This window comes from Falsirhodobacter halotolerans (assembly GCF_022899245.1).
Taxonomy (GTDB): domain Bacteria; phylum Pseudomonadota; class Alphaproteobacteria; order Rhodobacterales; family Rhodobacteraceae; genus Falsirhodobacter; species Falsirhodobacter halotolerans.
The window spans coordinates 573,133-599,395 of the sequence record NZ_JALJAZ010000001.1; the positions used below are offsets into that span (position 1 = coordinate 573,133).

Annotated in this window: 25 protein-coding genes; 12 read left to right on the plus strand and 13 right to left on the minus strand. The window is 66.9% G+C overall.

Going from position 1 to position 26,263, the window contains the following annotated elements; genetic code table 11:
- Positions 1-47 precede the first annotated feature (47 nt).
- Entirely contained in the window at positions 48-1,442 is a 1,395-nt protein-coding gene (locus MU449_RS03155) for an MORN repeat-containing protein (protein ID WP_244736561.1), read from the minus strand.
- Between the two features lie 177 nt (positions 1,443-1,619).
- On the opposite strand from MU449_RS03155, the gene wrbA reads away from it, so the two are divergent.
- Positions 1,620-2,207: an NAD(P)H:quinone oxidoreductase gene (wrbA, locus tag MU449_RS03160; RefSeq protein WP_244736562.1), complete on the plus strand. Its 588-nt coding sequence runs from the start codon at positions 1,620-1,622 to the stop codon at positions 2,205-2,207.
- 161 nt (positions 2,208-2,368) lie between these two features.
- Positions 2,369-5,341, plus strand: a complete 2,973-nt coding sequence (gene ileS / locus MU449_RS03165; protein ID WP_244736563.1) for an isoleucine--tRNA ligase — start codon at positions 2,369-2,371, stop codon at positions 5,339-5,341.
- Positions 5,342-5,368: 27 nt separating this feature from the next.
- Here ileS and MU449_RS03170 read toward each other — a convergent pair whose 3' ends face one another.
- From MU449_RS03170 to MU449_RS03180, 3 genes are read right to left on the minus strand one after another with little or no spacing between them, the layout of a single operon-like run.
- Positions 5,369-6,061, minus strand: coding sequence for a CDP-alcohol phosphatidyltransferase family protein (locus MU449_RS03170; RefSeq protein WP_244736564.1), 693 nt, complete (start codon positions 6,059-6,061; stop codon positions 5,369-5,371).
- A 30-nt stretch (positions 6,062-6,091) separates the two neighbouring features.
- Positions 6,092-7,009 (minus strand): tyrosine recombinase XerC, encoded by a 918-nt coding sequence (locus tag MU449_RS03175; RefSeq protein ID WP_244736565.1) that lies wholly within the window; start codon positions 7,007-7,009, stop codon positions 6,092-6,094.
- Between the two features lies 1 nt (position 7,010).
- The gene (locus tag MU449_RS03180; RefSeq protein WP_244736566.1) at positions 7,011-7,715 is read right to left on the minus strand and encodes a DUF484 family protein; all 705 of its coding nucleotides are present in this window, start codon (positions 7,713-7,715) and stop codon (positions 7,011-7,013) included.
- Between the two features lie 136 nt (positions 7,716-7,851).
- Here MU449_RS03180 and gltX point away from each other — a divergent pair, with 136 nt between their 5' ends.
- A complete protein-coding gene (gene gltX, locus MU449_RS03185) occupies positions 7,852-9,177 on the plus strand; it encodes a glutamate--tRNA ligase (RefSeq protein ID WP_244736567.1) in 1,326 nt (441 codons plus the stop codon).
- A gap of 100 nt (positions 9,178-9,277) precedes the next feature.
- Complete coding sequence (locus MU449_RS03190) at positions 9,278-9,937, plus strand: metal-binding protein ZinT (protein ID WP_244736568.1); 660 nt, start codon at positions 9,278-9,280, stop codon at positions 9,935-9,937.
- A gap of 35 nt (positions 9,938-9,972) precedes the next feature.
- On the opposite strand, the gene MU449_RS03195 is transcribed toward MU449_RS03190, so the two are convergent.
- From MU449_RS03195 to MU449_RS03205, 3 genes are read right to left on the minus strand one after another with little or no spacing between them, the layout of a single operon-like run.
- Complete coding sequence (locus MU449_RS03195; RefSeq protein ID WP_244736569.1) at positions 9,973-10,521, minus strand: biotin transporter BioY; 549 nt, start codon at positions 10,519-10,521, stop codon at positions 9,973-9,975.
- Between the two features lie 31 nt (positions 10,522-10,552).
- Complete coding sequence (locus MU449_RS03200) at positions 10,553-11,152, minus strand: energy-coupling factor transporter transmembrane component T family protein (protein WP_244736570.1); 600 nt, start codon at positions 11,150-11,152, stop codon at positions 10,553-10,555.
- The gene (locus tag MU449_RS03205) at positions 11,149-11,847 is read right to left on the minus strand and encodes an energy-coupling factor ABC transporter ATP-binding protein (RefSeq protein WP_244736571.1); all 699 of its coding nucleotides are present in this window, start codon (positions 11,845-11,847) and stop codon (positions 11,149-11,151) included. The genes MU449_RS03200 and MU449_RS03205 overlap by 4 nt, the downstream gene beginning before the upstream one ends.
- Before the next feature lie 91 nt (positions 11,848-11,938).
- Here MU449_RS03205 and dprA point away from each other — a divergent pair, with 91 nt between their 5' ends.
- Both dprA and topA read left to right on the plus strand, forming a co-directional pair.
- Entirely contained in the window at positions 11,939-13,030 is a 1,092-nt protein-coding gene (gene dprA, locus MU449_RS03210) for a DNA-processing protein DprA (protein ID WP_244736572.1), read from the plus strand.
- Positions 13,031-13,081: 51 nt separating this feature from the next.
- Positions 13,082-15,697, plus strand: a complete 2,616-nt coding sequence (topA, locus tag MU449_RS03215) for a type I DNA topoisomerase (RefSeq protein WP_244736573.1) — start codon at positions 13,082-13,084, stop codon at positions 15,695-15,697.
- 21 nt (positions 15,698-15,718) lie between these two features.
- Here the strand turns inward: topA and choV are convergent, their stop codons facing one another.
- The 3 genes from choV to choX are packed head-to-tail and all read right to left on the minus strand — an operon-like array spanning position 15,719 to position 18,556.
- The gene (choV, locus tag MU449_RS03220; protein WP_244736574.1) at positions 15,719-16,738 is read right to left on the minus strand and encodes a choline ABC transporter ATP-binding protein; all 1,020 of its coding nucleotides are present in this window, start codon (positions 16,736-16,738) and stop codon (positions 15,719-15,721) included.
- Positions 16,735-17,571 (minus strand): choline ABC transporter permease subunit, encoded by an 837-nt coding sequence (choW, locus tag MU449_RS03225; RefSeq protein ID WP_244736575.1) that lies wholly within the window; start codon positions 17,569-17,571, stop codon positions 16,735-16,737. The genes choV and choW overlap by 4 nt, the downstream gene beginning before the upstream one ends.
- A 58-nt stretch (positions 17,572-17,629) precedes the next feature.
- On the minus strand, positions 17,630-18,556 hold the full coding sequence (gene choX / locus MU449_RS03230) for a choline ABC transporter substrate-binding protein (protein ID WP_244736576.1): 927 nt from the start codon (positions 18,554-18,556) through the stop codon (positions 17,630-17,632).
- A 97-nt stretch (positions 18,557-18,653) separates the two neighbouring features.
- Between choX and betI the strand changes: the two genes are divergently transcribed.
- The 6 genes from betI (at position 18,654) to MU449_RS03260 (ending at position 23,425) form a co-directional block, all read left to right on the plus strand.
- Positions 18,654-19,235: a transcriptional regulator BetI gene (gene betI, locus MU449_RS03235; protein ID WP_244736577.1), complete on the plus strand. Its 582-nt coding sequence runs from the start codon at positions 18,654-18,656 to the stop codon at positions 19,233-19,235.
- Positions 19,235-20,677, plus strand: coding sequence for a betaine-aldehyde dehydrogenase (betB, locus tag MU449_RS03240; RefSeq protein ID WP_244736578.1), 1,443 nt, complete (start codon positions 19,235-19,237; stop codon positions 20,675-20,677). The genes betI and betB overlap by 1 nt, the downstream gene beginning before the upstream one ends.
- Positions 20,664-22,322, plus strand: a complete 1,659-nt coding sequence (gene betA / locus MU449_RS03245) for a choline dehydrogenase (protein ID WP_244736579.1) — start codon at positions 20,664-20,666, stop codon at positions 22,320-22,322. The genes betB and betA overlap by 14 nt, the downstream gene beginning before the upstream one ends.
- Before the next feature lie 128 nt (positions 22,323-22,450).
- Positions 22,451-22,591, plus strand: a complete 141-nt coding sequence (locus MU449_RS03250; RefSeq protein WP_244736580.1) for a hypothetical protein — start codon at positions 22,451-22,453, stop codon at positions 22,589-22,591.
- A 43-nt stretch (positions 22,592-22,634) separates the two neighbouring features.
- The gene (locus tag MU449_RS03255; RefSeq protein ID WP_244736581.1) at positions 22,635-23,021 is read left to right on the plus strand and encodes a hypothetical protein; all 387 of its coding nucleotides are present in this window, start codon (positions 22,635-22,637) and stop codon (positions 23,019-23,021) included.
- A gap of 137 nt (positions 23,022-23,158) precedes the next feature.
- On the plus strand, positions 23,159-23,425 hold the full coding sequence (locus tag MU449_RS03260; RefSeq protein ID WP_244736582.1) for a hypothetical protein: 267 nt from the start codon (positions 23,159-23,161) through the stop codon (positions 23,423-23,425).
- A 45-nt stretch (positions 23,426-23,470) separates the two neighbouring features.
- On the opposite strand, the gene MU449_RS03265 is transcribed toward MU449_RS03260, so the two are convergent.
- The 3 genes from MU449_RS03265 to MU449_RS03275 are packed head-to-tail and all read right to left on the minus strand — an operon-like array spanning position 23,471 to position 26,225.
- Positions 23,471-24,154, minus strand: coding sequence for a molecular chaperone DjiA (locus MU449_RS03265; protein WP_244736583.1), 684 nt, complete (start codon positions 24,152-24,154; stop codon positions 23,471-23,473).
- Between the two features lie 32 nt (positions 24,155-24,186).
- A complete protein-coding gene (locus tag MU449_RS03270) occupies positions 24,187-24,672 on the minus strand; it encodes a GNAT family N-acetyltransferase (protein WP_244736584.1) in 486 nt (161 codons plus the stop codon).
- Complete coding sequence (locus MU449_RS03275) at positions 24,669-26,225, minus strand: Ppx/GppA family phosphatase (RefSeq protein WP_244736585.1); 1,557 nt, start codon at positions 26,223-26,225, stop codon at positions 24,669-24,671. Before MU449_RS03275 ends, MU449_RS03270 begins: the two co-directional genes overlap by 4 nt.
- Positions 26,226-26,263: the final 38 nt, after the last annotated feature.

The window sequence follows — 26,263 nt, forward strand, 5'->3', positions numbered from 1 at the left end:
ACCGCATGACCGGTTCGCGGGCGGATTGTCGCAGGGCCCCCGTTCCGTCAGTCGGCGCGTTCGACCAGTTGCCCGTCCGCCCATGTGCCCGTCACCACCTGCCCGTTGGCATAGGTCATCGTGCCGGTGCCGTCCGGGGCGTTGGCGCGGAACGTTCCTTCATACACGTCGCCGGAGGCGTAGGTGAGCGTCCCCTCGCCGTCGAACGCCCCCCCCGCCCATTCCCCGGCATAACGATAGCCGTCGGGGCGGACCAGCTCGCCCGTGCCGTCACGCTGGCCCGCGCGAAACCCGCCGGTATAGGTGGTGCCGTCGGCATAGGTGGCGGTGCCGGTGCCCGCGCGCTCGCCCTCGTCCCATTCCCCTTCGTAACGATAGCCGTCGGGGCGGATCAGGGTGCCGGTTCCGTGGTGGCGGCCGTCTTGGAACCCGCCCTCATAGGTGCTGCCGTCGGCCTGCACGGCGCGGCCTTCGCCCGTGATGGCCCCCGCCGCCCATGCGCCCTGATAGGTGCTGCCATCGGCATAGGTGAGGGTGCCCTGCCCATCGGGGCGCCCTTCGGTGAAGGTGCCGGTGAACACCGACCCGTCGGCATAGGTGGCGGTGCCGTCCCCCGCCATCTGCCCCGCACGCCATTCGCCTTCATAACGGTATCCGTCGGGGCGGGTCAGGGTGCCTTGCCCCTCGCGCTGATCGGCGACGAAGCCGCCCTCATACACCTCGCCGCTGGCATAGGTCGCGCGGCCCTGACCCTGCCGCTGGCCCCCCGCGAACCCGCCTTCATAGGTGTCGCCGCCCTGTTCCAGGCGGCCCTGACCCTCGATCCGCCCCTCGGTCCAGTCGCCGGTATAGACGGTGCCCTGCGGTGTGGTCAGCGTGCCGGTGCCGGACGGAACGCCCCCCTCCAGCGCCCCTTCATAGACCGCGCCGTTGGCATAGGTGATGGTGCCCGCGCCGACCTTCTGGCCCGCATCCCATTCCCCTTCATAGACATAGCCGTCGGCCGCCTCGATCCGGCCCTGACCCTGCGGCTGCCCATCGCGAAACCCGCCGGAATAGCGGGTGCCATCGGCATAGACGGCGACCCCCTGACCCGTGCGCTGCCCCGCGACCCAGTCGCCCTCATAGGTCGATCCGTCGGCAAAGGTGATCTTGCCCTGCCCCTCGGGGCGGCCATTTTGAAACGGCCCGGCATAGATCGATCCGTTGGGATAGCGGGCGGTGCCCTCCCCCTCGATCCGACCGTCGACCCAGGCCCCGGAATATTCGTATCCCGACGGCATACGATAGATGCCCTGACCATGCTGCACCCCGCCCCGGAACGTGCCTTCATAGACCGATCCGTCGTCGTATTGGGTGGATTGGACCGCGCCATCCTGCGCCGCGCCCATTCCGGCCAGGGCCATCAGGATCACGCCGCTTGTCCAAAGGTGTCGGGCCATTGCACACTCCGTTGCCGCTTCCCGCCAATTCTTAGTAAAACACTTTCCATGCCGCAACCCGGCGGTGGGCGGGGGGCCGTCGTGCGTGGATGCACACTGGGTCCGCCGTTCATGTCTATGGTGCCAGCCGGAATCGAACGCTAGATTGCCGTTCGCAACCCCTGAGAGGACCGTTCCATGACCAAGCTCGCGATCGTCTATTACTCGACCTATGGCACCAACCACCAGATGGCCGAAATCGCCGCCGACGCCGCCCGCGCGGCCGGGGCCGAGGTGCGCCTGCTGAAGGTTGCCGAAACCGCGCCCGAAGCGGTGGTCAACAGCCAGGACGGCTGGAAGGCGCATACCGAGGCCACGGCCCACATTCCCGTGGCCACGCCCGAGGACATGGAATGGGCGGACGCCTATCTCATCTCCACCCCGACCCGGTTCGGCAACGCGGCCAGCCAGATGCGCGCCTTCATCGACGCGCTGGGCGGCATGTGGTTCCAGGGCAAGCTGGCGAAACCGGCCAGCGTCATGACCTCCACGCAATCCCCCCATGGCGGGCAGGAATCGACCATCCTGTCGCTGTTCAACACGCTGGTCCATTTCGGCGCGATCATCGTGCCGCCCGGATACACCGACGAATCGATCCAGAAGACCGGCGGCAACCCCTATGGCTATGCCCACACCCAAGGGACCGAATTCACCGACGACGTGAAGGCCGCCATCGGCGCGCAGACCCGCCGTCTGGTGGATGTGGCCACGAAGCTGTCGGCATAAAGTCTTCGCACTGGACCGTTCCCATGCCCGCGCCTATAAGCGCGGGCATGACCTGTTGTGCCCATCTTCGTCGAATTAGCGGCCCGGCGCGCTGACCGCCAGCGGCCCGCCGGGATGATCCTTGAAGGCACTTCCCCCCATTCGACGAAGGACCGCGTTCCATGAGCGACACGACCCCCGCCACGCCCGACTACCGCGACACCATCTTCCTGCCGGAAACCGATTTCCCCATGCGCGGCGGCCTGCCCACGCGCGAACCGGGCTGGCTGGCCCATTGGGAAAAGATCGGCATCTATGACCGCCTGCGCGAAAAGGCCGTTCAGGCGAAGGGGGGCCGCACACCGTTCACGCTGCATGATGGCCCTCCTTACGCCAACGGGCACCTGCATATCGGCCACGCGCTGAACAAGACGATCAAGGACATGATCGTGCGGTCGCACCAGATGATGGGCTTTGACGCGCGCTATATCCCCGGCTGGGATTGCCACGGCCTGCCGATCGAATGGAAGATCGAGGAGCAGTATCGCGCCAAGGGCAAGAACAAGGACGATGTGGACATCGTCGATTTCCGTCAGGAGTGCCGCGCCTTCGCCAAGGGCTGGGTCGATATCCAGCGGGAGGAGTTCAAGCGTCTGGGCATCACCGGCAACTGGGCCGATCCCTATCTGACCATGGACTTCCACGCCGAAGCCGTGATCGCCGACGAATTCATGACGTTCCTGATGAACGGCACCCTCTATCAGGGGTCCAAGCCCGTCATGTGGTCGCCCGTGGAAAAGACCGCGCTGGCCGAGGCGGAGGTGGAATACCACGACATCGAAAGCCATACGATCTGGGTGAAGTTCCCGCTGGTCAAGCTGCCCGCCCAGATGATCGAGGCGATCACCCTGATCGGCGATGACGAGGATCGTCTGCCCTTGGAGAAGGTGGATCGGGCCTTGCGCGACGCGAAGGTGGTGATCTGGACCACCACGCCCTGGACCATCCCGCAGAACCGCGCCGTGGCCTTCAATCCCGCCATCTCCTATGGCGTGTATGAGGTGACGGACGCGCCCGAGGGCAACTGGGCCGCGGTGGGGGAAAAGCTGATCCTGGCCGACGATCTGGCCGAAGCGGTGCTGAAACAGGCCAAGGTCGCGGGGTTCGAGCGTCTGGTCGGCTTCAACCCGGACGGGGCCGCCATGGCCCACCCGCTGCGCGGGGTCGAGGGCGGGGCCGGGGAATGGGACTTCGAGGTGCCCATGGTGTCGGGCGATCACGTCACCGCCGAGGCGGGAACGGGCTTCGTGCACACCGCGCCCAGCCATGGCGAGGACGATTACCAGATGGGCCTGAAATACGGCCTGCCCATGACCTATAACGTGCTCGAAGACGGCAGCTATCGCGCCGATCTGCCGCTGTTCGGGGGGCGTGTCATCATCACGCCCAAGGGCAAGGAGGGCGATGCGAACAAGGCCGTGATCGAGGCGCTGGCGGGGGCCGGGGCGCTGATCGCGCGCGGCAAGGTCAAGCACTCCTATCCCCATTCGTGGCGGTCCAAGGCGCCGCTGATCTTCCGCAACACGCCGCAGTGGTTCGCGGGCATCGACCGCCCGCTGGATGACGGCATGGGCCAATACGGCGACACGATCCGCAAGCGCGCGCTGGAATCCATCGAGCGTCTGGTCAAGTTCACCCCCATCTCGGGCCAGAACCGCCTGCGCTCGATGATGGAGGCGCGGCCCGACTGGGTTCTGTCGCGCCAGCGGGCGTGGGGCGTGCCGCTGACCTGCTTCGTCAAGAAGGGGGCCAAGCCCGACGAGGCGAACTTCCTGCTGCGCGACGCGGCCGTCAACGCGGCCATCGTCGCCGCGTTCGAGGCGGAGGGCGCGGATGTCTGGTATCGCGACGGCTTCAAGGCGCAGATCCTGGGGGATCGTGCGGACCAGTATGACCAGATATTCGACGTGCTGGACGTGTGGTTCGACAGCGGCTCCACCCATGCCTTCGTGCTGCGCGACCGCGCGGACGGGTCCGAGGACGGGATCGCCGACGTCTATATGGAAGGGACGGACCAGCATCGCGGCTGGTTCCATTCGTCGATGTTGCAGGGCTGCGGCACGATCGGGCGCGCGCCCTATCGCAACGTGGTGACGCACGGGTTCACGCTGGACGAAAAGGGCATGAAGATGTCCAAATCGTTGGGCAACACCGTGGTGCCGGAGCAGATCGTCAAGGAATACGGCGCGGACATCCTGCGCCTGTGGGTGGCGCAGGCCGATTACACCGCCGACCAGCGGATCGGGAAGGAAATCCTGAAGGGCACGGCCGACAGCTATCGCCGCCTGCGCAACACGCTGCGTTTCCTGCTGGGCGCGCTGAAGGGCTTTCACGACGTGGAGCGGGTGGAGCCGGAGGAGATGCCGGAGCTGGAACGTTGGGTCCTGCACCGTCTGGCCGAGCTGGATGCCGATGTGCGGGCCGGGTATGCCGCCTTCGATTTCCAGGGCGTGTTCCAGAAGCTGTTCACCTTCTGCACGACCGACCTGTCGGCGGTGTATTTCGACATCCGCAAGGACGTCCTTTACTGCGACGGGCCGGATTCCTTGCGCCGTCGCGCCGCGCGGACGGTGCTGGACCTGATCTTCCACCGTCTGGTGACGTGGCTGGCCCCGATCCTCGTCTTCACGACCGAGGATGTGTGGCTCTCGCGCTTTCCCGGTGACGCGTCCTCGGTCCATCTGCAGGACATGCCCGCCACGCCGAACGCATGGCTGAACCCCGACCTCGCCGCCAAATGGCAGGCGATCCGCGCCGCCCGCCGCGTGGTGACGGCGGCGCTGGAGGTGCAACGCAGCGCCAAGGTCATCGGATCGAGCCTTGAGGCCGCGCCGACCGTCCATGTGGCCGACACGGGCCTGCGCGCCGCGCTGGACTCGGTCGATTTCGCCGAATTGTGTATCACCTCGGACCTGACGCTGACCGACGCGCCGGTGCCGGAGGGGGCCTTCGCGCTGGCCGACATTCCGGGCGTCGCCGTGGTGTTCCACATGGCCGAAGGGTGCAAATGCGCGCGGTGCTGGCGCATCCTGCCGGATGTGGGCACGCATTCCCACCCCGAGACCTGCGCCCGCTGCGACGCGGTTCTGGACTGACAAGAAGGCGCCCCGCGGGGCGCCTTTTCATTTGCGTTCGGGAATGATCTGCTGGGCGATCCCTGCCAGCAAAAGATAGACCGAGGTGACGATCAACCCCCAATGCGCCCAGCTTTGCGGATCGAAATCCACCCAGGCGGCCCATCCGGCGAACACGGTCCAGGCGATGGTCATCGGCAGCGACAGCGGACGCCAACGTTTGGTGCGCACGGGGTGGATGAACTTCAGGTTGGTGAACATTGCGATCGTCAGCAAAAGGGTGATGATCAGGATCACCGTCTCGCTGGGTCGGACGGCGAACAGGACCAGCACGACCATGTTCCAGCAGCCGGGAAATCCGGCAAAGGAATAGTCCTTGGTCTTCATCCGCGTGTCGACGAAATAGATGACCGAGCCGTAGACGATGACGAAGATCGTCAGCCACCCCTCCCATCCGTCCAGCAGGCCCGAGGCGAAAAGCGCATAGGCCGGAATGAACACGTAGGTGAGGTAGTCGATGATCAGGTCCATCTGGACCCCGTCATAGGTGGGCCAGTTCCGCCCCACATCATACCGGCGGGCCAGGGGGCCGTCGATCCCGTCCACGATCAGCGCGGCCACCAGCCACAGGAACATGACCGTCCAGGCCCCCTCCACCGCCGCCAGCAGGGCCAGCATGGACAGGACGACGCCGGTGGCGGTCAGAAGGTGGACGGAGAGCGCTTTGAGACGTGGTTCCATGACCGGGATAAGGACCTTTCGGTTGTCGGTTCAGGCGCGGGGATGGGCCTTGGCATAGACCGCCATCATCCGCGCGGCGTCCACCCCTGTATAGGTTTGCGTCGAAGAAAGCGAGGCGTGACCGAGCAGCGTCTGGATCGTCCGGAGATCGCCCCCCCGTTCCAGAAGATGCGTGGCGAAGGAATGGCGAAAGGCATGCGGAGTGGCCGAGGCGGGCAGCCCCAACCGCGCCCGGGCCTGCGCCACGGCCTTGGCCACGATGCCCGCGTTCAACGCCCCGCCGCGCGCCCCGCGAAACAGCGGCCCGCCGGTCAGATCGAAGGGGCACAGCCGCACATACTGTGCCACCGCATCGCGGGCGACGGGCAGGGTGGGCACGATCCGCGTCTTGCCGCCCTTGCCCGTGATGCGCAGCACTTCGGGCAGGGGGGAGGCGGTGGCGGGCAGGGTCAGCGCCTCGGATATGCGCAGCCCGCAGCCGTAAAGCAGGGTGACCACCGCCTGATCGCGTGCGGCGATCCATTTTTCGGGATGCACCGCCACCTCGGTCAGCATGTCGCGGGCGGCGTCCACCGGCAGGGGGCGGGGCAGGGTGCGGCGATACCGGGGCGCGCGGGCCGAGAGGATGGCGCTGGGATCGCCGCCCTGCCGGTCGGCCAGCCATTGCGTGAACGATTTCACCGCCGACAACCGCCGCGCCAGCGACCGCGACCCGACCCCCCGCGCCCGTTCCGAGGCGAGCCAGGCGCGCAGGTCGGTCGGGTCCACCTCCACCAGCCGCGCAAGGCCGAACCCCTCGCCCATATGGCGGGCCAGAAAGTCCAGCCACAGCGTCACATCCTCGGCATAGGCGCGAACCGTGGCGGGCGCGGCGTCGTTGACCCCCGACAGATGCGCCTGCCACCGCACCAGCGCGTCGCGCGCGGCGGGGGGGATCGCCAGGCTCATGTCACGAAAGCCAGCGGCGCATGATCCGTTGGAACACGCCCGTGAAGAAGCCCAGAAGGTCGGTCCCCTGTGCGGGCGTGAACTGATCCGCCGGGCCCGCGCCCAAGGCCAGCATCCCCGGCAGCCGTCCGGGGCCCAGATCCAGACGCAACAGCGCCTCGGACCCGATCCATTTCGTGCGATCGCCATAGATCGTCTCGACCCCGCCCGCCGCCGGGCGCAGGACCACCGGCCCCTCGCGCCCCGCATAATCGGCGATGAAGCCCCCGGGCACCGTGCACAGAACGCCGTCGAACTTGTCCAGCGCGGGGTCGGGTTCGTCCTCCACCGTCTCCAGAACCAGACGGACGGTGTCCACGCGCAGCGTGTTGCGCAGGTCGTGTTCCAGCGTCATCAGCAGGGCGGGGAACGACGGCGGGTCCAGAAGTTGCAGGATCGCGCGGTGGATCTGCGCCGTGCCTGCCACGTTTTCATAGGCGGCGGCGATGACGTGGCGGTGCGTGTCCTGCAGCGCGTCCAGCTCCGTCTCCAGCCGGTCCATCGCCAAGCCGCGCAGGTCCACCACGTTCGATCCGCGCTGCGTGTCGCCCGCCTTCAGAAGCGCGCGCATCACGTCGGCATCCTCCAGCACCAGTTCGGGTTGCGACAGGATACGGTCGCGCCATTCCCGCGCGGACGGCGCGGCGTTTTGAAGATCGGGGGACATGCTGCTCTCGTTCTTGTTTGGCCGAAGGCTACGCGGGCCGGGCAAACGGGTCCATCCCCTTTGGCGAAAATGGGCGCGATATGGACAAGGCGAGGCTTCTGTGAAACAGGTCCGGCCATCCCCCGGAGGTATTGCCATGACCGTCGTCACCCGTTTCGCCCCGTCCCCCACAGGTTACATCCATGTGGGCAACCTGCGCACCGCGCTGATGAACTGGATGATCGCCCGCAAGCAGGGCGGCACGTTCATCCTGCGGCTGGACGACACGGATCAGGAACGCTCAAAACAGGAATATGTCGACGCGCTGAAGGAAGACCTGGAATGGCTGGGCCTGACCTGGGACCGCGAGGAGCGTCAGTCCGCGCGACTGGAGCGTTATGCTGAGGCGGCGACCCAGTTGCGTGCGTCGGGACGGTTCTACGAATGCTTCGAGTCGCCCACCGAACTGGACCTGAAGCGCAAGAAGCTTCTGAACATGGGCCGCCCGCCGGTCTATGACCGCGCCGCGTTGAAGCTGTCGGATGACGAAAAGGCGAAATTGCGCGAAGAACGCGGCGGCTACTGGCGGTTCCAACTGGATCAGGAGCGGATCGAGTGGACGGACGGCATCCTCGGCCCCGTGTCGATCGACGCCGCGTCGGTGTCCGATCCGGTGCTGATCCGTCAGGACGGGCAGGTGCTCTATACCTTCGCTTCCTCGGTCGATGACATCGACATGGGGGTGACCTTCATCGTGCGGGGGGCGGACCACGTCACCAACACCGCAACGCAGATCCAGATCATGCAGGCGATGGGCGGCACGCCCCCCGATTTCGCGCATCATTCGCTGCTGACCGGCCCGCAGGGCGAGGCGCTGTCGAAACGTCTGGGCACCCTGTCGCTGCGCGATCTGCGCGCGCGGGGGGTGGAGCCGATGGCGCTTTTGTCGATGATGGCGCGTCTGGGATCGTCCAAACCGATCGAGGTTGTGGACAGCTTGGACGATCTGGTCGCGGGCTTCGACATCGGCAGCTTCGGCGCGGCCCCGACGAAGTTCGACGCCGAGGATCTGTTCCCGCTGACCAAGCAATGGGTGCAGGCGCGGCCCTTCGATGCGGTGCGCGCCCGCATCGCCGCTTTGGGCGTGCCGGATGGCATGGCCGAACCCTTCTGGCAGGTGGCCCGCGACAACATCACCGTTCTGGACGATCTGGAGGGGTGGTGGACCCTGTTCCGCGACGGCGCCGACCCGCTGATCGAGCCGGAGGACGCCGACTTCGTGGCCGAGGCGCTGACCCTTCTGCCCCCCGCCCCCCACACGCGCGAGACGTGGGGCGAATGGACCGCCAAGGTCAAGGAGGCCACGGGCCGCAAGGGCAAGGGGCTGTTCATGCCGCTGCGCAAGGCCCTGACGGGGCAGGCGCACGGGCCGGACATGGCCGAGGTTCTTCCCCTGATGCAACGCATCCGCGCCAAGGAATGATCGAAGGCCCCCTCGGGGGCCTTTTTCATTGGGGGTTGCCGCCATGGAAAAACGACGCTATCTAAAAATAGTTATAAGATAACATAACGAGAGAGAGTTCATGTCGTTCCCCCTTTCTGCGCTTGCGCTGACCGCCGCGCTGGCCCTTGGCACCGCCGCCCATGCCCATGGCACACATGATCATTCCCACGATCATGACCATGACCACGCGCATTCCGAACCGGAAAAGACCGCCGCCACCGGCTATTTCGAAGATGCCGAGGTGCAAGGCCGCGATCTTTCCGATTGGGAGGGGGAATGGCAGTCGGTCTATCCCTATCTCATGGACGGCACGCTGGATCCGGTGATGGAGCACAAGGCCGAACACGGCGACAAGGCGGCCGAGGAATACCGCGCCTATTACGAAACCGGCTACCGCACCGACGTGGATCACATCACGATCGCCGGCGACCGCGTCTCGTTCACCGAAGGCGACCAGACGGTCACCGGCACCTATGCCGATGATGGGTACGAGATCCTGACCTATGCCAAGGGCAACCGCGGCGTGCGCTATGTCTTCCGCAAGACCGAAGGGGACGACGGCGCACCGGAGTTCATCCAGTTCTCGGACCACATCATCGCGCCGCAGGTGTCGCACCACTACCACCTTTATTGGGGCGATGACCGCGACGTCCTGCTGGACGAGATCGTGAACTGGCCGACCTATTATCCCGCCGATCTGGACGCGCAGGGCATCCTGGACGAGATGCTGGCCCACTGAACGATGAAGGCCGGGCGCGATGCCCGGCCTTTGCCTTATCCCCGCGACAAAAGTGCGGTCGGCCGTGCCTTGGCCAGGGCCTGCACGATCAGCGCCGCCAAGGCCGCCTTCACCAGATCGCCCGGCAGGAAGACGGCCATGATGCCCGCCGCCCCCCACCATGTCGTGGCCGAAGGCGCCAGCAGCCAGAACCCGGTGATCCCGAACACATAGACGACGCCGATCCCGCCCGTGACCGAGGCGGCGAAGGTCACCGCCCCCACATGCGCGCGCCAATGCGCAAGGATCAGCCCGATCACGAAGGCCCCCACCGGATATCCGATCAGGAATCCCGCCGACGGCCCGACAAAGGGCGCAAGGCCCCCGCGCCCCCCGGCAAAGATCGGCAGGCCCAGCGCGCCCACGACCAGATAGAGAAGAACCGCCAGCGCCCCGCGTTTCGCGCCCAGAACCGCGCCGCACAGCATGACGCCCAGCGTCTGCATGGTGATCGGCACGCCGAACGGCAGGTGGATCTGCGGCACCGTCGCCAGCACCGCGATCAGGGCGGCGAACAGCGCCGTCATCGTCAAGGTCCGTTCCATCGTCATCCCCCGTGGCCGTATCACGAAGGGGTTATGACAGACCGCCCCGCGCGCGCAAGGCCTCGGCCAGACGTTCGGAATCGTCCAGCGCGCCCAGAAGGGTGGGCGTCACCACCCGCCAGCGGGGCGTGCCCGCCGCCCGCGCGCGCCACGCATCCGCCAGGCGGGCATGGCGGTCCGCCGTCACGGGCACGGTGCGGATCATCAGCGCCACGGCCATGGCCAGCGTGGCGGGCGGCAGGCCCAGATGCCGCAGCGGGGCCGCCACCCAGGCCAGAACGCCGGTCAGCGCATCCAACCGCGAGGTCATCGTCACAAGGTTCGCGGCAAGGATCGCCGTGGCAAAGCGCAGCACCATCACCGCCCCCGCCTGCGCCGCGCCCAGCCACAGGTGCCACAGCAGGATCACGGCCAACAGTGGCAGGACGGGCCGCAGCACCCGCAGCCCCCCCCGCAGGAACCGCCCCCCGCACAGGGCGTAAAGCGCGAGGGTGACCGCAAGGCCCCCCATCAGCACCGCCGGCCGGTCGATCATCATGACAGCGGCGGTAAACAGCAGCAGCACCAGCAGCTTCGGCCCCGCGCGCAGGCGGTGCAGCGGCGTGGGGTGGGGCCAGGTCAGGGCGATCACAGCGCGTCCCCGGCCAGATGCTCCATCCGGGCGACGAATGCGGGCAGAAGGCGCGCGGGCGGGCCGTCGTCCTGAATGCGCCCGCCTTCAAGCCACAGGACGCGGTCGCACTCCATCACCGCCTCGGGGTCGTGGGTGATGGTGATCAGGCGCTGGGGCAGGGCGGCCAGACGGCGGCGCAGCGCGATCCGGCTGGGCAGGTCCAGCGCGGCGAAGGGTTCGTCCAGCAGGATCGTGCGCGGCCCCATCATCAGGATCGCCAGCAGGCACAGATACTGCTTTTGCCCGTGCGACAGGGTGTGGACCAGACGGCCCGCCCACGCGGTGCGCCCCTCGGCCGTCAGGACGGCGCGCACCTGCGCCTCCGCCTCGCGCGCGGGGTGGCCCATCTGCCGCAGGCCGAAAGCCAGCTCCTCCTCCACCGTGGGGAAGATGATCTGGTGATCGGGGTTCTGGAACAGGATGCCCAGGGCGCGCAGCGCGGCGCGGCGGTCGGTGGGGTCCGCCCCGTCCACCGTCACGTGCCCGGCGGTGGGCGCGATCAGCCCGGCTATCAGCCGCAAGAGGGTCGATTTCCCCGACCCGTTGCGCCCGAGGATGCCGATACGCCGTTCGGTCAGATGCAGGTCGATCCCCGTCAGGATCGGCACATCCTGCACGGCGTAATCCGCGCCTTCGATCCGTATGCCGTCCATGCCCCACCCCTGCTTTGCCCCCTCCTGTCCCGCGTTTTGCCGCCCGGTGCAAGTTAAGCGCGCGTTAACCATTCTGCCGGATGACAGGCGGATGGACGATATCCACGACACCCTGCGCCTGATCCGGTCCCGCCGCGTGGGGGCCGTCACCTTCCATCGGCTGGTGGAGGAGCATGGGTCCGCCCGCGCGGCGCTGCGCGCGCTGCCCGATCTTGCCCGCGCCTCGGGGGTGGAGGCGTATGAGACTTGCCCCCCCGGCGTGGTGGAGGCGGAGCTGCGGCAGGGCGCGGCGGCGGGGGCCGTGGCGATCGGCTGGGGCGATCCGCGCTATCCGCCCGCGCTGGCCGCGCTGCCCGATGCGCCGCCCGTCCTGTGGGCGATGGGGCGGGTGGACCTGCTGGCCCGGCCCGCCATCGCGCTGGTGGGCGCGCGCAACGCCTCCAGCCTTGGGGTGCGGATGGCGCGGACGCTGGCCTTCGGGCTGGCCGATGCGGGGCATGTCGTCGTGTCGGGGCTGGCGCGCGGGATCGACACCGCCGCCCATGCCAGCGCGCTGGAGGGCGGCACGGTCGCCGTCATGGCGGGCGGGATCGACGTGATCTATCCGGCCGAAAACACTGGCCTTGCCACCTCCATCGCCATCAAGGGCTGCCTTCTGACCGAACAGCCGCCGGGGACGGAGCCGCAGGCGCGGCATTTCCCCCTGCGCAACCGCATCGTGTCGGGCCTGTCGCGCGGGGTGGTGGTGGTGGAGGCGGCGGCCCGGTCGGGCAGCCTGATCACCGCGAAGATGGCGCTGGAGCAGGGACGGGAGGTCTATGCCGTGCCCGGCCATCCGTTCGATGCGCGGGCGGCGGGGTGCAACCAGCTGATCCGTGACGGCGCAACGCTGGTGACCCGCGTGGCCGACGTGCTGGACGGGGTGGGGACGGTTCGCCCGACCCCGGTCCGCCCCGTGGTCGCCGCGCGCCGATCCGCCCCGCCCCCGGCGCCTGCGTTGCCCCCGGCGGCCCCTGCGCCCACGCTTCTCGACCTCCTCGGCCCTGCCCCCGTGGCCGAGGATCAGTTGATCCGGGACCTGGGCCGCCCCCCCGCCGATGTCGCCGCCGAAATCCTGATGCTGGAGCTGGACGGCCGGGTCGAACGGCAGGCGGGCGGGATGCTGGTCCGGGTTCCCGATTGACAAACACGGGCGATCCCCCACATCTAGCCCCGCTGCTGAAGGGAAATGTGCATGGCTGTCGTCGTCGTTGAATCTCCGGCCAAGGCCAAGACGATCAACAAATATCTCGGGTCCGATTACACGGTTCTGGCCTCCTATGGCCATGTGCGCGACCTGCCGCCGAAAAACGGATCGGTCGATACCGACCATGATTTCGCCATGTTGTGGGAGGTGGCGGCCGACAGCAAGAAGCATGTCCGGGCGATCGCCGAGGCGCTGAAGACCGACGACACCCTGATCCTTGCCACCGACCCCGATCGCGAGGGGGAGGCGATCTCGTGGCACCTGCAGGAGGCGCTGGCCTCATCCCTGAAAAAGGGCAAGACGGTGCGCCGCGTGACCTTCAACGCCATCACCAAGGCCGCCGTGCAAGAGGCGATGGCCAAGCCGCGCGACATCGACGCCCCGCTGGTGGAGGCGTATCTGGCCCGCCGCGCGCTGGATTATCTGGTGGGGTTCAACCTGTCGCCCGTCCTGTGGCGCAAGCTGCCCGGCGCGAAATCCGCCGGTCGGGTCCAGTCCGTATGCCTGCGCCTGATCGTGGAGCGGGAGATGGAGATCGAGGCCTTCCGCGCCCGTGAATACTGGAGCGTGAAGGCCCAACTCGTCACCCCGCGCGGGGCCGAGTTCGAGGCGCGCCTGACCGTGCTGGGCGGCAAGAAGCTGGACCGCTACGACATCGCCACCGCCGAGGCGGCGGAACTGGCGGTGCAGGCGGTGACGTCGCGCGATCTGACCGTGCAATCGGTGGAGGCCAAGCCCGCCTCCCGCAACCCCTCCGCGCCCTTCATGACCTCCACCCTGCAGCAGGAAGCCAGCCGCAAGTTCGGCATGGGCGCCAAGGTCTGCATGTCCACCGCCCAACGTCTGTATGAGGCGGGGCACATCACCTATATGCGGACCGACGGCATCGACATGGCCCCCGAGGCGGTGATGGCCGCGCGAGACGAGATCAAGCGCCGCTTCGGCGCGGATTACGTGCCCGACAGTCCGCGCATGTACAAGAACAAGGCCAAGAACGCCCAGGAAGCGCATGAATGCATCCGCCCGACCGAGATGTCGGCCTCTCCCGACAGCCTGCGGCTGGAGCCGGATCAGCGCAAGCTCTATGACCTGATCTGGAAACGCACTCTGGCCAGCCAGATGTCCGCCGCCCGCCTGGAACGCACCACGGTCGATGTCGGCAGTGCCGACGGCCAGGTCACCCTGCGCGCCACGGGGCAGGTGGTGATGTTCGACGGATTCCTCGCGATCTATGAGGAAGGCCGCGACGACGATGGCGAGGATGACGGCCGCCTGCCGCAGATCATGCAGGGCGAGCCGGCCAAGAAGCAGGGTGTGACGCCGGAGCAGCATTTCACCCAGCCCCCGCCGCGTTACACCGAAGCGACGCTGGTCAAGCGGATGGAGGAGTTGGGGATCGGGCGTCCGTCCACCTATGCCTCCGTGCTGACGACGATCCAGGACCGCGATTACGTCCGCAAGGACAAGAACCGCCTGTTCCCCGAGGACAAGGGGCGGCTGGTGACGGCCTTCCTCACCAATTATTTCAAGCGCTATGTCGAATACGATTTCACCGCCGATCTTGAGGCGGAGCTGGATGACGTGTCCGCCGGGGATCGCAACTACAAGGACGTTCTGGCCCGCTTCTGGCGCGATTTCTCCGCCGCCATCGCCGACACGTCGGAGCTGCGGATCGGCGAGGTTCTGACGACCATCGACGACTTCCTTGCGCCGCATCTTTATCCCGCCCGCGCCGACGGATCGGATCCGCGTGAATGCCCCGTGTGCCACGCGGGACGGCTGCACCTGAAAACCTCGCGCGGGGGTGGGGCGTTCATCGGCTGCGGAAACTATCCCGAATGCCGCTACACGCGCCCGATCTCGGTCGCGGGGGATGAGGAGGCGGTGGGCGAGCGTGTGCTGGGCGAGGATCCCGCCGGTCTGCCGGTCTGGCTGAAGACGGGCCGCTTCGGGCCTTATGTCCAGCGCGGCGACGCGACCGAGGACCAGCCCAAGCCCCCGCGCGCCAGCCTGCCCAAAGGCTGGTCGCCCGGCAGCATGGACCTTGAAAAGGCCCTGCGCCTCCTGGATCTTCCGCGCCCCATCGGCCCGCACCCCGAGGATGGTGTGCTGGTCGAGGCGGGGATCGGGCGCTTCGGCCCCTACGTCAAGCATGGCACCAAATACGCCAACCTGCCCGACGTGGACGAGGTGTTCGAGATCGGCATGAACCGCGCGGTGGAGGTTCTGGCTTCCAAGGTGGTGCGCGGCCAGCGCGCGGCGGCGGAACCGTTGAAGGTGCTGGGCGATCACCCCGATGGCGGCGCGATGAGCGTGATGGCCGGACGCTACGGCCCCTATGTCAAATGGGAGAAGGTGTTCGCGACCCTGCCCAAGGACATGGAGCCGGAAGCCGTCACCTTCGAGGAGGCGGTGGTTCTGGTGAACGAGAAGGCGGCGAAGGGCGGCAAGAAGAAGGCCGCGCCGAAGAAGGCCGCCGCCAAGACGACCACCCCCAAGACGACCACCGCCAAGACGGCGAAGGCCCCCGCAAAAAAGGCGGCGGCCAAGAAGCCGGCGGCGAAGAAGCCCGCCGCCAAGAAGACGACCAAGACAGAAGAGTAAGGGGGCCTCGCGCCCCCTTTTTCACAGGCGCGGGTTCAGCAGCTTGCCCATCACGCCCTGCGCGCGGATCACGCCGACCGGCTGCCCGCCTTCGGTCACCGACAGTTCGGTCGCCCCGTCGCGCAGACGCTCCATCACCTCTTTCACCGGGGTTTCCGCGCCGACAGCCGGGGCCGGTGACGTCCCCGCCTCCATCACGTCGCGCGCCCGCAGAACCGACAGCGGGTTCATATGCGCCACGAACTCCGCCACGTAATCCGAGGCGGGATTGGCGATGATGTCGCGGGCGGTGCCGCATTGCACGACCCGCCCGCCTTCCATCAGGGCGATGCGGTTGCCGATCTTGAACGCCTCGTCCAGATCGTGGCTGACGAAGATGATCGTGCGCTTCAGTTTGGATTGCAGGTCCAGAAGTTCGTCCTGCAACCGGCTGCGGATCAAGGGGTCAAGCGCCGAGAACGGCTCGTCCATCAGCAGGATCGGCGCTTCGGTCACGAAGGCGCGGGCCAGGCCCACGCGTTGGCGCATCCCGCCGGACAGTTCGGAAACCTTGTAATCGCCCCATTCCGACAGACCCACCAGATCCAGCTGAGCGTCGACCCGCTGGCGGCGTTCGGCGCGGCCCACGCCGTCCAGTTCCAGCCCCAGACCCACATTCTCGCGCACCGACCGCCAGGGCAGCAGGCCGAAGCCCTGGAACACCATCGCCACGCGACGGCGGCGCAGGCGGCGCAGCTCGGCATCGCGGGCTTGGGTGACCGACACCATCTGCGTGCCGTCGTTGATCGCGATATCGCCGCGCACCACGGGGTTCAGCCCGTTCACCCCGCGCAGCAGGGTCGATTTCCCCGACCCCGACAGGCCCATCAGAACGACGATCTCGCCCTCCTCCACGGTCAGGGAACAGTCGTGGACGCCCAGCGTCTGGCCGGTGGCGGTCTTCACCTCGTCCCGGGACGCGCCCTGATCCATCAGCGGCAGGGCCTTGGCGGGGGCGTCGCCGAAGACGATGGACACCTTGTCGAAAATCACGGACGTCATGTGCGGGTCACCTTCAGCATACGGTCAAGGATGATCGCCACGACGACGATGATGAAGCCCGATTCGAACCCGAGCGAGGTGTTCACCGTGTTCAGCGCCCGCACCACCGGCACGCCCAGACCGTTCGCCCCCACAAGCGCCGCGATGACCACCATCGACAGCGACAGCATGATGGCCTGCGTCAGCCCCGCCATGATCTGGGGCAGGGCGTAAGGCAGTTCCACCTTCCACAACCGCTGGCGACCCGTGGCCCCGAAGCTGTCCGCCGCCTCCAGAAGGGCGGGCGGGGTGGAGCCGATGCCGAGGGCCGTCAGCCGGATCGGGGCGGGCAACACGAAGATGACGGTGGCCAACAGGCCCGGCACCATGCCCAGGCCGAAGAACACGATCGCCGGGATCAGATAGACGAAGGTCGGCAGCGTCTGCATCAGGTCCAGAAGCGGGGTGATCGCCCGCTGCAGGCGGGGCCGGTGGGCGGCCGCGATGCCGATGGGCACCCCGATGACCATGCAGGTCGCACAGGCGATCAGGATCAGCGACAGGCTTTCCATCGTCGGATCCCAATATCCCTGGTTCAGGATGAACAACAGCCCCGCCAGCACCAGAAGACAGGTCTTCCAAGTGCGCTGGATCACATAGGTCAGGCCCACCATCGCCGCGACGACGATCAGGGGATGCGCCCCCTGAAGCACGAACAGGACGCCGTCGATCAGCCCCCCCATGACGTCCGAAATGAACGAGAACACGACGCCCCCGTTGGCGTTCAGCCAATCGAAAGCCTGTTTCGCCCATCGTCCGACGGGTATCTTGTGATCGGTCAGCAGGTCCAGCATTCAGCGTCCTTCGCTATGTTTCGGCGGCCCCGCAGGGTGCTGCGGGGCCCAAAGGGCCTTACAGGCCAAGAGCTTTCTTCACGACCGGCAGGCCATCGGCCCCGTCCACGGTCGTCACATCCGTCAGCCAGGTGTCGATGGCGCCGGGATTGTCCTGAACCCAGGACTTGACGGCGTCGTCCGGCGTCATCCCGTCATTCAGGATCAGGCCCATCATCTCGTTCTCCATCGGCAGGGTGAACTTCTGCTGCGTCAGGAAGGTCGCGACATTGGGGCATTCGGCGGCAAAGCCCTTGCGGGTGACGGTGTTCACCACACCCTCACCGCCGAAGAAGTCCTCGCCCCCCTCCAGATAGGTCAGGTCGAAGCTTGCGTTCATCGGATGGGGCGCCCAGCCCAGAAAGACCACCGGCTCCTCGCGCGGATAGAAGCGTGCGACCTGCGCCAGCATCCCCTGTTCCGAAGATTGGACGACGTTCCAACCCTCCAGCTCGCCGCCCGGCTGGGTCAGGCCGATCAGGTATTCGTTGGCCTCGTTCCCCGGCTCGATGCCATAGATCGTGTTGTTCAGCTCGTCCGCGAAATCCGCAAGGTCGGCATAGGTCTTCAGCCCCTGTTCGGCGAGGTAGTTCGGCACGACCAGATTGTATTTCGTCCCCTCCAGGTTCGCGGCCAGCGTCTCGATCGCGCCGGAGTCGAGGTAAGGTCCGATCGCGCTTTGCTGCGACGGCATCCAATTGCCAAGGAACACGTCGATATCGCCCGATTCCAGCGACGCGAAGGTGACCGGCACGCCGATCACGTCCACATCCACGTCATAGCCCAGCGCTTCGAGGATCTGACGGGTCAGCGAGGTCGTGGCGGTGATGTCCGTCCAACCCACATCCGACATCGTGACCTGCGTGCAGGCCGACTGCGCCAACGCCGGAGAGGCGAAGGTCACTGCGGCGGCGGTGGCGAGGAGTGTGGTTTTCAATGGCGTCATGAGGCGCTCCCTTGGCGGTGGATGGTTGATTGATCAGTCAATAAAGATACGTTAGAGGCCGGAATTGGCAAATTCAGCGCAAGATCGGGGGATCCGGATGCCGAAAGTCGGGATGGAGCCTATCCGTCGCGCCGCCCTTATCAAGGCGTGTATCGAAGAAATCGGCCAAACCGGGACGTTGGATGTGACGGTGGGGCAGATTGCGCGCCGTGCGGGCGTGTCGGCGGCCTTGGCGCATCACTATTTCGGCGGCAAGGAGGCGTTGTTTCTGGCGGCGATGCGGGCGATCCTGGTCGCCTATGGGGTGCAGGTGCGCGAAGCGCTGGCCGCCGCCCCCACGCCCGAGGCGCGGCTCGACGCCATTCTGACCTCCTCCTTCGCGCCCGATCATTTCCGGCCCGAGATCATCGGTGCCTGGCTGAACTTCTATGTCTTCGCCCAGCGCGTGCCCGAGGCGCAGCGCCTTCTGGTCATCTATCGGCGGCGGTTGCATTCGAACCTCGTCGCGTGTCTGCGGACAAAGGCGGGGGCGCGGGCATCGGCAATTGCGGCCGGGGCGGGGGCCCTGATCGATGGCGTCTATCTGCGTCATGCGTTGCGCGACGTTATCCCCGACCCCGCCGCCAGCGTCAACATGGTGCGCCATTTCATTGAATCCGACCTGAAAGGAGGGGCGTGATGCGCACCCAACCCCAAGCCAGCCACTTCATCGACGGCGCGTATGTGGAAGATGCGGCGGGCGCGCCGCTGGCCGTCCTGAACCCCGCGACCGGGGACACCATCGCCCGATTGCATGAGGCGACGCCCGCGATCATCGACCGGGCCTTGGCCTCCGCCGCCCGCGCGCAGGTGGCATGGGCGGCGCTGCGGCCGGTGGAACGGGCGCGGATCCTGCGCCGCGCCTCCGACATCATCCGCGACCGCAACGCCGACCTGTCACTGCTGGAAACGCTGGACACCGGCAAACCCATTCAGGAAACCGAGGTGGCCGACTGGCCCTCGGGCGCCGACGCGCTGGAATATTACGCGGGCCTTGCACCTTCGGTGACGGGGGAGACGGTGCCCTTGGGCCCCGACTTCGCCTATTCCATCCGCGAACCGCTGGGCGTCTGCGTGGGCATCGGCGCGTGGAACTATCCCAGCCAGATCGCCTGCTGGAAGGCCGCGCCCGCCCTGGCGATGGGCAATGCGATGGTGTTCAAACCGTCGGAAACCACCCCCCTCGGCGCGCTGAAACTGGCCGATATCCTGATGGAGGCCGGCGCCCCCGCCGGGATCTTCAACGTGGTGCAGGGCATGGGCGCGGTGGGGGCCGCGCTTGTGACGGACCCCCGGGTGGCGAAAGTGTCGCTGACCGGATCGGTCCCCACAGGGCGCAAGGTCTATGCCGCCGCGGCCGAGGGCATCCGCCATGTGACGATGGAGTTGGGCGGAAAATCCCCACTGATCGTCTTTGCCGATGCCGATCTCGACAGCGCGGTCGGGGCGGCGATGCTGGGGAATTTCTACTCCTCGGGGCAGATCTGCTCCAACGGCACCCGCGTCTTCGTGCACCGCGATGTGAAGGAGGACTTCCTCTCCCGCCTGAAGGCGCGGGCGGAGGCGATCGTGATGGGCGATCCGACCGATCCCGCCACGCAGATGGGCCCCTTGGTCAGCGCGGCGCAGCATGAGAAGGTCACCGCCTATGTCGCCCGCGCCAAGGCCGAAGGCGCGCGTCTGGTCACCGGCGGCGGGTCCGAGGGTCTGTTCGTCCAGCCCACCGTGTTTGCCGATGTGACCGACACCATGACGCTGGCCTGCGAGGAGGTGTTCGGCCCCGTCATGGCCGTTCTGGATTTCGACATCGAAGAAGAGGTCATCGCCCGCGCCAACGCGACCGAGTTCGGTCTGGCGGCGGGCGTCTTCACCGCCGACATCACCCGCGCCCACCGGGTCGTGGCGCGTCTGCAGGCGGGAACGGTCTGGATCAACGCCTACAACCTGACGCCGGTCGAATCCTCGTTCGGGGGGGTGAAGCTGTCGGGTGTGGGGCGCGAGAACGGCAAGGCGGCCATCGAGCACTACACGCAGTTGAAATCCGTCTATGTGGGTATGGGGCCGGTCGATGCACCTTACTGATTACGTCATCGTCGGCGCAGGTTCCGCAGGCTGCGCCCTGGCCTACCGTCTGGCGCAGGCGGGGCGGACCGTCACGGTCATCGAACATGGCGGTTCGGACTGGGGGCCGTTCATCCAGATGCCGGGGGCGCTGTCCTTCCCGATGAACATGCCGCGGTATGACTGGGGCTTCAGTTCACAGCCCGAGCCGCATCTGGACGGCCGCCGTCTGGTGACCCCGCGCGGCAAGGTCATCGGCGGGTCATCCTCGATCAACGGCATGGTCTATGTCCGTGGCCACGCGCGCGATTTCGACCATTGGGCCGAGGCGGGGGCCGAGGGGTGGTCCTATGCCGAGGTTCTCCCTTATTTCCGGCGGATGGAGCATTGGCACGGGCCGATGCCCGATGGCAGCGCCTGGCGCGGCGCGAACGGCCCGCTGCACGTCACGCGCGGGCCCCGGCGCAACCCGCTGTTCGATGCCTTCATCGCGGCGGGCGGGCAGGCGGGCTATCCCCTGACCCAGGATTACAACGGCAAGCAGCAGGAAGGCTTCGGCCCGATGGAGGCGACGATCTGGCGGGGGAGACGCTGGTCCGCCGCCAACGCCTATCTGCGCCCCGCGCTTCGGACCGGCCGCGTGAAACTGGTGCGTGCGCTCGCCCGCCGCGTGGTGATGGACGGCATCCGCGCCACGGGGGTGGAGGTGGCCCGCAAGGGCCGGAGCGAGGTGATCCGCGCGAAAAAGGAGGTCATCCTTTCCGCGTCCTCGATCAACACGCCGAAACTTCTGATGCTGTCGGGGATTGGGAATTCCGAACATCTGGCCGAACATGGCATTCCCGTCGTCGCCGATCGTCCCGGCGTGGGGGCCAATCTTCAGGACCATCTGGAAATCTACATGCAGTTCGCGGCGCTTCAGCCGAATACGTTGTTCCGGCATTGGAACATCCCGGGCAAGGCGCGGGTGGCGCTGCAATGGGCCGCGCTGCATACGGGCCTTGGCGCGTCGAACCAGTTCGAGGCTTGCGGCTTCATCCGGTCGGCGGCGGGGAACGAATATCCCGACATCCAGTATCACTTCCTGCCGCTGGCCGTCCGGTATGACGGCAAGGTCGCGGCGGAGGGGCATGGCTTTCAGGTTCATGTCGGGCCGATGCGGTCGAAATCGCGGGGGGCGGTGACGCTCGCCTCCACCGATCCGGCGGCGGACCCGCTGATCCGCTTCAACTACATGTCCCATCACGACGACTGGGCCGAGTTCCGCGCCGCCATACGCCTGACGCGCGAGATATTCGGCCAGCCCGCGATGGCCCCGCATGTGAAGCACGAGATCCAGCCGGGCCCGCGGGTGCAGACCGATGCCGAAATCGACGCCTTCATCCGCGAGCACGCCGAATCCGCCTATCACCCCTGCGGGACGGCGCGGATGGGTCGGGCCGACGATCCCATGGCCGTGGTCGATCCCGAATGCCGGGTGATCGGCATTGACGGGCTGCGCGTGGCCGACAGTTCGGTCTTTCCGCGCATCACCAACGGCAACCTGAACGCGCCCTCGATCATGGTCGGGGAAAAGGCGGCGGATCACATTCTGGGCCAGATTCCCGTCATGCCTGCCGACGTGGACCCGTGGATCAACCCGAACTGGAAAAATTCACAGCGATAGATCGCCGAGCCTCACATTTCAGTGTGCATTCGTGAAACCTTGCACTACCATTCGGTCAGGCCGGGCTATATTCCGCGCCGCGGAGGAACGGGGATAGTCCCCTTGCCCCGATCTTAAGGAGACGAACCATGACCAACACCGCCCGCGTGACCCTCGCCCTTTGCGTTGTCGCTTTCGCCGCCGCTTGCGCCCCCAAGCGTGAAGAAGTCGTCGTCGTCGAGCCGACCCCGGTCACGACCGAGCCGACCTACACCGGCAAATACAAGTAATGTGATGGGGGCGGGCCATGACGGTCCGCCCCGTTGCCCGACCATGATCAAACATCGCGGGTTTCCCGGCCGTCTGACGGGAACCGATCACCAATTCACCATCCGTCGTGCCTCGAAAGAGGGACCCACCAAGATCATCCGGCGCGAGCGTTTCCGGGATCGCAAGAACGTGGACCGTGCCGCCGATGAGGCGTTCATGGCCGCCCTGTGGGCCCATTTCGGCGAAGAGCCGTTCGAGCGTGGCAATCTGGACGCCGGTCGCCTGTCTTGGCTGTTCGGGCGCGAGGTTGTGCCAGCCGAGGATCCGTTCGACCCCCAGGATTACGAAGCGCTTCTGCGCATCGACGCGGCCCGGGCCGAAGCGGCGTTTCCGGCCGTATTCGCCCCTGATGCCCCGCCAGTCACGCCCGACGACGACTGGGACGACTGAAACATTCGTGACCGGTTCCGGCCAAGTTTTGCCGAATGCGTGTCCCTGCACGCGATTGCGTCTTTTCTGGCGACGCGTTTTGTCTATGTTCCATCCACGGAATAACGAGGAGCCGAGCAATGGCGAAAATGAAATTCATGACGGTTGCGGCCGTTCTGGCAACGGTGGCCGTGGCAGGGTGCTCCGACCCCTATGCGGGCAATCAGTATGGCACCTATTACGGTGCAACCCAGGCCCCGCGCGGCAACCAGCCGATCAACAACGCGGCGATCCGCACGCTGGGCGGCGCAGCCGCCGGTGCGCTGGTGGCGGATGCGACCAAGGGCAGCAAGACGCAAGGCGCACTGATCGGCGCGCTGGCCGGTGGCGGGTCCTGCGCCATTCCGGGTCAGAACTGCAACTGATCGGGTCCCTCGGGATCGACGGGCCGCCCTTCGGGGCGGCCTTTTTCATGCGGCCTGCTTGGCGGTGATCTCGGCCCAGGCGCGGTTGATGTCCACCAGCCGCTTCTGCGCCAGCTGCACCGCCTCTTCGGGAACACCGCGCGCGATCAGCCGGTCGGGATGATTGTCGCGCACCGCCTGCCGCCACGCGGCGCGGATGGCGGCGATAGGCGCGTCGGCATCCACCCCCAGAATGTCATAGGGATCGCAGCACTGCGCCCCGGCATAGCGGGTGCGCAGCACGCGGAAACACCGATCCGACAGGCCGAAAATCTCGGCCACCGTGCGCAGGAACGTATCCTCCTCGTCGGCATAGCTGCCATCGGCGGTCGCGATCTGGAACAGCCCCTCCATCACGTCGATCAGCATGGCATGGTCGCGCGCGAACATCCCGGCGATCTTGCGGGCATAGGCGTCGTATCCGGCCACATCCTGACGGGCGAGGTTGAAGACATGCGCCGCGTGCCCCTCCTCCTCGGGTGGGATGGCGAAGACGCGGCGGAAGGCGGCCACCTCGTTGCGGGTCACCACACCGTCGGCCTTGGCCATCTTCGCCCCCAGACCGATCACGGCGATGGTAAAGGCCACGGACCGTTCGGGCGGTGTGCGCAGGCGGGCGAACACCTCGGACAAAGGTTCGCCCGACGCCAAGGCGGCCAGGGCGGCGGTGATGCGGGACCAAAGGGACATGCGGGCCATGTTAGCGCGAAACGAAACCGGTGTCAGAGAAATTTCTGCATCAGGACAAGATCGAGCCACTCGCCCCATTTATGACCCGATTGCGGCACGGTGGCGACGGTGGCATAGCCCAAGGCCGCGTGAAACGCCAAGCCCTCGGGGTTCTTCGCGCTGACGCCCGCGATCATGGAATGGACCCCGCCGCTGCGGGCGTGATCCTCCACCGCCTGCATCAGCGCGCGGCCGTATCCGCAGCCCTTCGCCTCGCTCAGCAGCGCCACCGTGTTTTCCATCGTGAAACGATAGCCGGAATTGGCGCGAAACTGGAAATATGTGGCAAAGCCCACGACACCACGCTCATCCTCGGCCACGAAAATGGGGTAGCCCTGTCGGGGCCGCTCACGAAGGATCTCCTCGACCTCGGCCAACGTCTTTTCGATTTCGGAGAAGTTGGCCGTGCTGTCGGTGATCATCGTGTTCCAGATGGCCCGCACCTGCGGCGCGTCGGCCAGCGTTGCGTGGCGGATCATGCGACCCCCCGCGGCATGACGATCTGCCCTTCGGCCTTCAGGGCCGACACCAGCGATTTGAACCGCGCCTGCGCCACCTCTCCGAACAGATCGTGGCCCTGTCGGGTCAGCGTCAGGGTCAGCACCCGCTTCTTCGGCGCCCAGTCCAGCGTGCCTGCATCGGACGGATCGTCCATGGTGAACATCGCGCCGAACCGCATCGCCTTGCCCAGCACTTCGGCCTCGCGCACCTCCGCCTCGGGCAGCAGGCTGAACAGCGGATCGAACCGCGTGCCGTTGCGGCTGTTCTTGTAACGGTGCAGCAGCGCCAGCCCCAGAAACACCCGGCCTGGATGGTCCAGACCGCCAAGGTTCGCGCGGGTCGCATTGTCGAAACACAGCTCGGCCCGATAATCGGGATGGGCGCGCCATGTCGTGTCATGCAGCAGGCAGGCGGCCTTGATCAGGCGCAGGCGGTCCATGCCCGCCGTTTCGAATATGGGCGACAGGAACCGGAACAGCGATTTGCCGAAACCGGGGATGCGGGCCGAGGTGGCCTCCGTCGCCCGCGCCGCCTCAATCAGCGGATCGCGCTCACGCAGTTTCTGCGGCATCCGTTCGTAAAGCAGCCCCTCGCGGATGCCATAGGACGACACGTCGATCTCGCTCGGTTTGAAGATGCGGATCAGTTCGCGCAGCACCTCGCAGGCCAGGGGCACCAGTTCCATCCGTTCCGACGATGTGCCGGTGGCGCTGCGCAGCTTGGCCGGATCGGACGCCGCGATCCAGTCGAGGGTCTTGAGAACCTCGTCCGGTTGCATCCGGTATTCGTGCAGCACCAGAAGGGGATAGCCGCGCCGCTCCATGTCCATGCGGGCGATCACGCGCCAGGACCCGCCCACCAGAAAGATGCGGTCGTTCTGCGGCGCCATGCGGGTGGCCAGATCCATCAGGATGCGCTGGATATGCTGCTGACGTTCCTGGACACCGCCCGGCACCTGCTGCAACCGGAACGGCCCCAGGGGGGAGGTGCCGCGCACCCCCACCTTGCCATCCCCGATTCGCGCCAGCTCCATGGAGTTGCCGCCGATGTCGCACACGATCCCCTGTGCCCCCGGCCAGCCCAGCAGCACCCCCTGCGAGGACAGGCGCGCCTCCTCGTCCCCGTCGATCACCCACAGGTGCAGGCCGGTCTCCTCCTCCACCTGTCGGCGGAAGGCGGGGCCGTCCTCGGCCTCGCGCACGGCGGCGGTCGCCACCACCGTCAGGTCGTCGATGCCCATGCCGCGCGCAAGGGCGGCAAACCGGCGCAGCGCGGCCAGCGCGCGCGCGCGCCCCTTGGGGTTCAGGCGGTTGGTTTCCGCAAGGCCAAGGCCCAGGCCCGCCATGACCTTTTCGTTGAAGAAATAGGCCGGGCTGCGGGCCGCACCGTCAAACACCACCATCCGGACGGAGTTCGAGCCGACATCGACCACACCCACCCGCCGCAGGGCCCGCACCAGCGGGTCGTTCACCAGCGGCGCACCGAACAGGGTGGCATCATCGGCTTTCGCCAAAGGGGGGGGCTTGGACATGCGGTTCTCCTTGGGCGGCGACTTTGACCGCCCGCATG